Here is a 421-nt window from a genome sequence, read left to right as displayed (position 1 = left end):
AACGGATTCTTGTAAGTATTTAAAAAGAGAATAATATTCTTCTGGATTCGTATACCCAACTGTATCTGGAATATTAATTACATTTGCTCCTGCACGAATCGCAACTTCTACTGCTTCAGCTAAAAAATCTCTTGCTGTTCTTGTCGCATCTTCTGCTGAAAATTGTACTGTCGGAAATAACGATTTCCCAAGTGTAACCGAGCGATGAATACTATCTAACACATCTTCCTTTGACATACAAAGTTTATACTTCATATGAATATCACTCGTAGCTAAAAATACGTGTAGACGGGGAGATACAGCAACTTTCACCGCTTCATATGCTCTTCGAATATCACTTTCTTTCGCTCTAGCTAAACTCATAACTGTCGCATTTTGAATTGTATTTGCAATGCGTTTTACCGATTGAAAATCCCCTTCG

Annotated in this window: 1 pseudogene; it reads right to left on the bottom strand. The window is 36.8% G+C overall.

From position 1 onward, the window contains the following. Positions 1-421, bottom strand: a pseudogene (gene leuA, locus MR113_RS27470) (2-isopropylmalate synthase); the annotation flags it as partial.

This window comes from Bacillus cereus group sp. BfR-BA-01379, assembly GCF_022663605.1.
Lineage (GTDB): Bacteria > Bacillota > Bacilli > Bacillales > Bacillaceae_G > Bacillus_A > Bacillus_A mobilis.
This window is presented reverse-complemented; position numbering and strand designations above follow the sequence as displayed.